The sequence below is a fragment of the Streptomyces sp. NPDC054932 genome (genome assembly GCF_053610205.1).
Genome location: NZ_JBSGXU010000282.1, coordinates 1 through 7,781 on the forward strand (window position 1 = coordinate 1; position 7,781 = coordinate 7,781).

8 protein-coding genes are annotated in these 7,781 nt (G+C 72.2%); 1 reads left to right on the forward strand and 7 read right to left on the reverse strand.

What is annotated here, in order from left to right; all coding sequences use genetic code 11:
• Window positions 1–114: 114 nt before the first annotated feature.
• The 5 genes from ACWGE1_RS38680 to ACWGE1_RS38700 all read right to left on the reverse strand — a co-directional run bounded on the left by ACWGE1_RS38680 (window position 115) and on the right by ACWGE1_RS38700 (window position 3,643).
• Window positions 115–813: a DUF4191 domain-containing protein gene (locus ACWGE1_RS38680; protein ID WP_453425157.1), complete on the reverse strand. Its 699-nt coding sequence runs from the start codon at window positions 811–813 to the stop codon at window positions 115–117.
• Window positions 814–823: 10 nt separating this feature from the next.
• A complete protein-coding gene (locus tag ACWGE1_RS38685) occupies window positions 824–1,021 on the reverse strand; it encodes an SCO2195 family GlnR-regulated protein (RefSeq protein WP_030010916.1) in 198 nt (65 codons plus the stop codon).
• 349 nt (window positions 1,022–1,370) lie between these two features.
• Window positions 1,371–2,318 (reverse strand): lipoyl synthase, encoded by a 948-nt coding sequence (lipA, locus tag ACWGE1_RS38690; RefSeq protein WP_079404752.1) that lies wholly within the window; start codon window positions 2,316–2,318, stop codon window positions 1,371–1,373.
• Between the two features lie 109 nt (window positions 2,319–2,427).
• Complete coding sequence (gene lipB / locus ACWGE1_RS38695) at window positions 2,428–3,228, reverse strand: lipoyl(octanoyl) transferase LipB (protein ID WP_453425158.1); 801 nt, start codon at window positions 3,226–3,228, stop codon at window positions 2,428–2,430.
• Window positions 3,229–3,316: 88 nt separating this feature from the next.
• Window positions 3,317–3,643, reverse strand: coding sequence for a hypothetical protein (locus ACWGE1_RS38700; protein WP_453425159.1), 327 nt, complete (start codon window positions 3,641–3,643; stop codon window positions 3,317–3,319).
• 173 nt (window positions 3,644–3,816) lie between these two features.
• On the opposite strand from ACWGE1_RS38700, the gene ACWGE1_RS38705 reads away from it, so the two are divergent.
• Entirely contained in the window at window positions 3,817–5,256 is a 1,440-nt protein-coding gene (locus ACWGE1_RS38705) for a regulator (RefSeq protein WP_453425160.1), read from the forward strand.
• Between the two features lie 61 nt (window positions 5,257–5,317).
• Here the strand turns inward: ACWGE1_RS38705 and ACWGE1_RS38710 are convergent, their stop codons facing one another.
• Both ACWGE1_RS38710 and ACWGE1_RS38715 read right to left on the reverse strand, forming a co-directional pair.
• The gene (locus tag ACWGE1_RS38710) at window positions 5,318–6,589 is read right to left on the reverse strand and encodes an NAD(P)/FAD-dependent oxidoreductase (protein ID WP_453425161.1); all 1,272 of its coding nucleotides are present in this window, start codon (window positions 6,587–6,589) and stop codon (window positions 5,318–5,320) included.
• Window positions 6,590–6,745: 156 nt separating this feature from the next.
• On the reverse strand, window positions 6,746–7,633 hold the full coding sequence (locus ACWGE1_RS38715) for a TIGR01777 family oxidoreductase (protein WP_453425162.1): 888 nt from the start codon (window positions 7,631–7,633) through the stop codon (window positions 6,746–6,748).
• Between the last annotated feature and the right edge of the window lie 148 nt (window positions 7,634–7,781).

Here is a 7,781-nt window from a genome sequence, read left to right on the forward strand (position 1 = left end):
CATTTTTTTGGTGTTCTGTTGGGGTTGCTTTTTTTTTAAAGAGTGGGAGTGGCCCCACTTGCTGTTGGGTGGGGGGGGCACCCCTGTGTCGTATACGAAAATCAGGTGACCGGGTCAGCGCATCTTTCCGCCGCGCGGCATCTTCATGCCCTTCGGCATGGGGCCCTTCGGCAGCGGCATGTTGCTCATGAGGTCACCCATGGCCCGCAGCTTGTCGTTGACCTCGGTGATCTGGGGGCCCGCCAGCACGCGCGGCAGCTTGAGCAGGGTGGTGCGCACCTTCTTGAGCGGCACCTCGCCCTCGCCCGTGCCCACGATGAAGTCGTGCACCGGCACGTCCGGCATGATCCGGGCCATCTTCTTCTTCTCGTTCGCGAGCAGCGGCTTCACCCGGTTCGGGTTGCCCTCGGCGATCAGCACGACGCCGGCCTTGCCCACGGCCCGGTGGACGATGTCCTGCTGCCGGGTCATCGCGATGGCCGGGGTGGTCGTCCAGCCCCGTCCCACGTTGTCCAGTACGGCCGCGGCCGCTCCCGGCTGGCCTTCCATCTGCCCGAAGGCAGCCCGCTCGGCCCGACGTCCGAAGACGATCGCCATCGCGAGGAACGCCACCAGGAATCCCAGGATGCCCAGGTAGACCGGGTGGTCGAACAGGAAGCCGATCGCGAGAAAGACACCGAAGGTGACGATGCCCACGCCCGCGACGACCAGACCGACCTTCGGGTCCGCCTTGCGCGTCATCTTGTACGTCAGGGCGATCTGCTTCAGTCGCCCGGGGTTCGCAGCAGTCTCTGCGTTTGACTTCCTCGCCATAAAGCGAAGTTTACGTGGCCTGCGGGGTTCGGGTAGCCGCGGCCTCAAGTACATGTTCGGTTTCGACCCGGTCCTTGGCCCTCTTGCGGTCCTCCAGGACCGCCGTCCAGGCGTTGCGGCGGGCCCCGCTCATCAGCAGGGACTCAATGCCCCGGAAGGCGTCGGAGAGGGTCGGGATGGCAATGGCGCGTACGGGCGCGGCCTGCATGATGTCGATCCCTTTCACGATGCTCGCGTCGGCGTGATGCGAGCGGTGTGTGCGGTGCGTGGACCAAGCGTCACTGACTGGTGTTACCAGGGCGTGACCGGTCGGTCAAATGTGATGGACACGTTGCAAACACTGACGCGGCCCGCCGGACTCTTCCTCAAGAAAGAGCCTAGGGGCCGCGTCCATGCGTTGTTACTCGTTGGTAACGCTTTGTGTGCGACTTCACACACTGGTCCGCACGGGTGATCAGACGGTCGCGCGCTTCTCTGTACCTGCGGTCGAGCTCCGCCTCGTCACCGCTCCGGCCGAGTGCCCGCCCTCGTACCTCGGGCGGACCCTCGACCTGCGCTCAGACTCGGCTGCGCTTCTCCATCGCCTGCTGGTACAGACGACCCGCGCGGTACGAGGACCGGACCAGCGGGCCGGACATCACGCCGGAGTAGCCGATCTCCTCGGCCTCCTTCGCCAGCTCCACGAACTCGGCCGGCTTCACCCAGCGCTCGACGGGGTGGTGCCGCGGCGAGGGCCGCAGGTACTGCGTGATGGTGATGAGCTCGCAGCCGGCCTCGTGCAGGTCCTTCAGGGCCTGCGAGACCTCCTCGCGCTCCTCGCCCATGCCGAGGATCAGGTTCGACTTGGTCACCAGGCCGTAGGCGCGGGCCTTGGTGATCACCTCGAGCGAGCGCTCGTAGCGGAAGCCGGGGCGGATCCGCTTGAAGATCCGCGGCACCGTCTCGACGTTGTGCGCGAAGACCTCGGGGCGGGAGGCGAAGACCTCCTCCAGCAGCTCCGGGACCGCGTTGAAGTCGGGGGCCAGCAGCTCGACCTTGGTGTGGCCGGCCTCGCGGCCCGCCGTCTGCTGGTGGATCTGGCGCACGGTCTCCGCGTACAGCCAGGCACCGCCGTCGGCCAGGTCGTCGCGCGCGACGCCCGTGATGGTGGCGTAGTTCAGGTCCATCGTGACCACGGACTCGCCGACGCGCCGCGGCTCGTCACGGTCCAGCGCCTCGGGCTTGCCCGTGTCGATCTGGCAGAAGTCACAGCGCCGGGTGCACTGGTCACCTCCGATGAGGAAGGTGGCCTCGCGGTCCTCCCAGCATTCGTAGATGTTGGGACAACCGGCTTCCTGGCACACCGTGTGCAGTCCTTCGCCCTTCACCAGGGCCTGCATCTTGGTGTACTCGGGACCCATCTTTGCCCGTGTCTTGATCCACTCGGGCTTGCGCTCGATGGGGGTCTGGGCGTTACGGACCTCCAGGCGCAGCATCTTGCGTCCGTCGGGTGCGACTGCGGACACGACCGGCTCCCTGTGACTTCGATTGTTCGGGCGCCCACCAGGGTACGCCCGTAATTTCGTACGCTCTTACGTCGGCCAACCTGCGAGCGGCCGGTCTCATTCCCGGGGGCTAGGCGCCCACCGCCGGCTCGATTTCGCGGGGCCGCAGCTCCGCGTGCTCCAGTACGTCCTTCAGGTGCCGTTCGGCCACCGGAAGGACCTCGGCGATGGTGATCTCGCGGCCCAGTTCGTACGAGAGCGAGGTCACACCGGCGTCCCGGATCCCGCAGGGGATGATCCGGTCGAACCAGGTGCTGTCCGGGTTCACGTTGATCGCGAAACCGTGCATCGTGACGCCCTTGGCGACCCGGATGCCTATCGCGGCGAGCTTGCGGTCCTCGCGGCGCTGGCCGGCGTTGGACGGGGCGTACTCGGGACCGTTCAGCCGCGCGTCGAACTCCTCGTCGTGCAGCCGGGGGTCGAGGTCGAGGGAGAGGCCGCCGATCGTGGGGCGCTCCTCGACGGGGTCGCCCAGGACCCAGACGCCGGAGCGGCCCTCGACCCGGGTGGTCTCCACGCCGAACTCGGCGGCGGTGCGGATCAGGGCCTCTTCGAGGCGGCGGACGTGCGCGACCACGTCCACCGGGCGGGGCAGCTTCATGATCGGGTAGCCGACCAGCTGGCCCGGGCCGTGCCAGGTGATCTTGCCGCCGCGGTCCACGTCGACGACGGGGGTGCCGTCGAGCGGGCGCTCGCTGGGGTCGGTGCGCCGGCCCGCCGTGTAGACCGGCAGGTGCTCCAGCAGCAGGCAGGTGTCCTCGATCTCGTCCGCGAAGCGGGCGGCGTGCACCCTGCGCTGTTCTTCCCAGGCCCGGGTGTACTCGACGGATTCCGGTCCGAAGCCCAGATGGACAAACCCAAGCTCAGCCACCGCAGCGCCTCCTCGTTGAACCTGCTGTGTGCACGTACCTCACCGAGCCAAGGGTACGGCGGCCCGTACGGGGCCCTTCAGGGCCCCTTCACGGGCCCGGCGCGGGCTCCGCAGAGGGCCCGGGAGCGGCTCCCGGCTCCGGCTCCGGCTCCACGGCGGGCCACGGCAGCTGCTTCGGCCGGCGCCGTCCCTTGGGAGGCCGGTCCGGGTCCTCGTCCGCGCGCGGCAGCCTCCGGTGGCCCTCCGAGTGGTCGTTGACCCAGCCGCACACCCCGCACGCGTACCGGCCGTCGAGCCCCGCGATGTAGGTCCCGCAGCGCCGGCACTCCGCCTCGGTCAGTTCGGGCGGGGGCAGCGGGGCTGTGGATTCGGTTCGCTCCTCGGGGAGGTGCGCCCGGTGGGGCCGAGGGGTCATGGGCCGCAGCGTACGCGGGCGGAGGGGGTCGGTCCGTAAAGGCCCCTACGCATTCTGCACACGATCGGATGAATGTGGGGCAGAGAGGGCGGCATCAGCGAAGTTCGCCGCTACATTCACGCCGTTCACAGGGCCGGGACCCCGGTCCGTCACGTACGGAAACCGTGGAGCCGATGACGGAACGACCTGCCCAGCGCGTCCCCAACCGCCAGCTCGCGGCGCTGATCGCGGAAGCCGGGTTCTCCAACGCCGGTCTGGCCCGCCGCGTCGACCAGCTCGGCCTGGAGCACGGTCTCGATCTGCGGTACGACAAAACCTCCGTGACCCGGTGGCTGCGCGGGCAGCAGCCCCGCGGGACCACCCCCGCGCTGATCGCCGAGGTCTTCACCCGCCGCCTCGGCCGGCGGCTGTCCGCCCAGGACCTGGGCCTGGACGCCTGTGCGCCCGTCTACGCGGGGCTGGAGTTCGCGGCCACCCCGGAGGAGGCCGTCGACATCGCGAGCGGGCTGTGGCGCAAGGACTCCGGCTCGCACGCCGAGCTCCGGAAGATCGCCTTCACCCCGGCCGGGCTGGTCGTGCCCAGCCGCGACTGGCTGATCGGGCGGGCCGACGAGCGCGTGGGCCGGGGCGCGGAGCCCCCGGCGGCCCGCGTCCCGCTGCAGGGGCGGGCCTCGGTCCCCCGGCAGCGGCAGATCGACCGCGGCCCCGGGCAGCGCGTGACGAGCGGGGACATCGCCGCGCTCAGATCGGTGAGCGAGCTGTTCCGGACCCTCGACCAGGCCTACGGCGGCGGGCACGCCCGGCAGGCCCTGGTGCGCTACCTGGAGCACGAGGCCGAACCGATGCTCCGCGGGACCTACGGGGAGACCACCGGCCGGCGGCTGTTCTCCGCAGCCGCCGATCTGACCCGGCTCGCGGGCTGGACCTCGTACGACATCGCCGCGCACGGGCTCGCCCAGCGGTACTTCGTCCAGGCCCTGCGGCTGGCGCAGGCGGCCGCGGACCGCCCCTACGGCTCGTACGTGCTGGTCACCATGAGCCGCCAGGCGGTCTACCTCGGCCACGGCCGCGAGGCCGTCCAGCTGGCCCGGGTCGCCCAGCAGGGCGTCGGCTCCGGCCCGCCGCCGGTGGTGCAGGCGCTGCTCCACTCGGCCGAGGCGCGCGGCCACGCGGTCCTCGGCGAGGTCCGCGCGTCGACGGCCTCCCTGGTGCGTGCCGAGCGCGCGCTGGGCGCGGCCCGGCCGGGGGACGACGTACCGCACTGGGCCCGCTTCTACGACGAGGCGCAGCTGGCGGACGAGTTCGGGCACTGCCACCGGGACCTCCAGCAGTACCGGGCCTCGGCGCAGCACGCGGAGCGGTCCCTGCAGCTGCGGGGCCCGGCGTACGCGCGGTCCCGGCTGTTCTGCCGGGTGGTGCTGGCCACGGCCCGGCTGGGGCTGGGCGAGCTGGACCAGGCGTGCGCGCTGGGCGCGGAGGCGGCGCAGCAGGCGATGGAGATGCGGTCGGTGCGCGCGGTGGAGTACGTACGGGACTTCGAGCGGCGGCTGGAGCCGTACCGGGACGCCTCGGCCGTGCGGACGTACCGGGACCGGGTGGCGGCCCTGTCCTGAGCGGACGCACGGCAGGGGCCCGGTCCGTTACGGGACCGGGCCCCTGTGTCGTCTGTGGTTCTCAGGCCGCCACCGGAAGTGCGGGCTCCGGGGCGACCGGGAGCGGGATGCCGAAGTCGCGCAGGACGGCACCGGCGGCGCGGCGGGCCGAGTGCAGGGCGCCCTGGACGGTGTTGGTGTCGCGGTGGTCACCGCACACGTACAGCCCGGCCAGGACCCGTACCGGACGCCGCAGGTCGTAGGGCGGGGGCATCGCGGGGACCGCCTCCGGGGTGTGGTGGACGGCCAGCAGCTCCCACTCGCGGGTGGGGGTGTCGTAGAGCCGGGCCAGCCGCGAGGCGACCGTGCGCGGGGGCGGCGGCGGGCCGAGCACCGTGGTGGTGACCAGGCTCCGGTCGGCCGGTGCCCGGGTCGGGTCGACCGCACTCATCACGGCCGTGTGGGTGATGGGCCACTTGGGGTCCCCGTCCACGAGCAGCGAGCCGTCCCGGGACAGGGGTGCGGTGGTGGCGTGGTGCAGGACGGTGACCTCGTGGAAGGCGGGCACGCGCAGGCCGGGCAGCAGCTCGGCGGCGGCGCGGGCCCCGGTGGCGAGGAGGACCGAACGGCAGCGGAAGTCGCCGTGCTCCTCCGTGGTGACCAGGTTGGTCGCCACCGACCTGACCCGGACCCCGGTCCGTACGGTGCCGGGCGGCAGGGCGGCGGCGAGCAGGCCGGGCAGGGTTGCCGCGCCGCCCTCCGGCACGGCGGGGCGACCGCGGGCGAAGGTGCGCAGGGCGAGGTCGGCGACCCGGCTGGAGGTGGTGAGCTCCGGGTCGCGCAGCAGGGTGGCGAGCAGTGGACGGAGCGCCCCGTTGAGGGTGCGCGGGGGCAGCCCGCGGGAGCGCAGGGCGGCGAGGGCGGTGCGTTCGGGACGGGCGAGCAGTTTCTCCTCGGGCAGGGCGGCGAGCCGGCCGAGGGCGGCGCTGATCCGGGCCTGCTCGAGCGAGCCGCTGGCCAGGGCCCGGGCGGGGGTCAGGACCCCGACCCGCAGCTGTTTCCCGTCGGTGTGGACGAGGACTCCCGGAGTGAAGGGACGCAGGGTCAGGGCCTGCAGGCCGGGGGTGCGTTCGAGTTCCGTGTACGCGGTGTTGAGCAACTGGCCGATCCGGTCCAGCCGGAACCCGTCGGTGGACTCGGTTGCCATCCGCCCGCCGGAGTCGTCCGCGGCTTCCAGGACGGTGACCGTGACTCCGGCTGCGATCAGGTGCTGCGCTGCCGCGAGTCCTGAGACTCCGGCTCCTACGATGACGACGTCCGCATGGTGTGCGGCATGGTGTGCGCTGCTGAGCACGTGCCCCTCCCCGAGGTCGGCGCGGCTGTGTGGGGATCCTCCTTCCCCCAACCGGTTAAAGGGGAACCCGAGTTCGGCGGGGTATTGCGGTCAACTCCGGTCGCACAGCGGTCGCATACGGGTCACGAACGGTCGCACGGTGGTCGCACGCGGATCTCAGAGCGCGGCGCGGATCGCCTGCTCGATGCCGGGGTCGCGGAAGACGAAGCCGGACTCCAGCAACCGCGCGGGCCGGACCCGCTGGCTGCCCAGCACGTCCTCGGAGAACTCCCCCAGCACGATGCGCAGGGCCACGGCCGGTACGGGCAGCACCGCGGGCCGGTGCAGCACCCGGGCCATGGCCCGGGTCACCTGGCGGTTGGTCAGCGGCTCGGGCGCGGTGAGGTTGACCGGGCCGGACAGGGCCGGGGTGTCGATGATGTGCCGCAGGGCCGCGATCTCGTCCCGGAGGGAGATGTGCGACCAGTACTGGCGGCCGTTGCCGAGCCGGCCGCCGACACCGGCGCGGAAGAGGGGGAACATCCGCCCCCAGGCCCCGCCCTCGCCGGCGACGACCAGGCCGGTACGGGCGAACGCGGTCCGGATCCCGGCCTCCCGGGCCGGGGCGGCGGCCCCCTCCCACTCCACGCAGACCGAGGGCAGGAACCCCTGCCCGGCGGGGGCGCTCTCGTCCACGGTCCGGTCGCCGGTGTCCCCGTAGTAGCCGATGGCGGAACCGCAGACCAGGACGGCGGGCGGCTCGTCGAGCGCGGCGAGGGCATTCGCGAGCGCGGCGGTGCCGAGCACCCGGCTGTCGCGGATCTCCCTCTTGTACGCGGCCGTCCACCGGTGGTCCCCGACCCCGGCCCCGGCCAGGTGCACGACGGCCCCGCAGCCGGCCAGCCCGGCGGGGTCCACGTACCCGCCCGCGGGATCCCACCGCGCCTCGTCCGCGCCGACGGGCTCCCGCCGCACGAACCGCACCACCTCGTGCCCGTCCGCCCGCAGGGACCGCACGAGTGCACTTCCGATGAGCCCGGTCGCCCCGGTGACAGCAATCCGCATGCCCCCATCCTGCCGGGTCGCTGCGCGGGCTCGGCGGGTTTGGGGGTGCGTCGTTGTCCTTCGCCGGACGCGCGTGCCCTGGCGGGCGTCACCACACGGCGCTCCGCGCCCGCGCCTCAAACGCCGGCGGGGCCGGCTTCTTCATCCC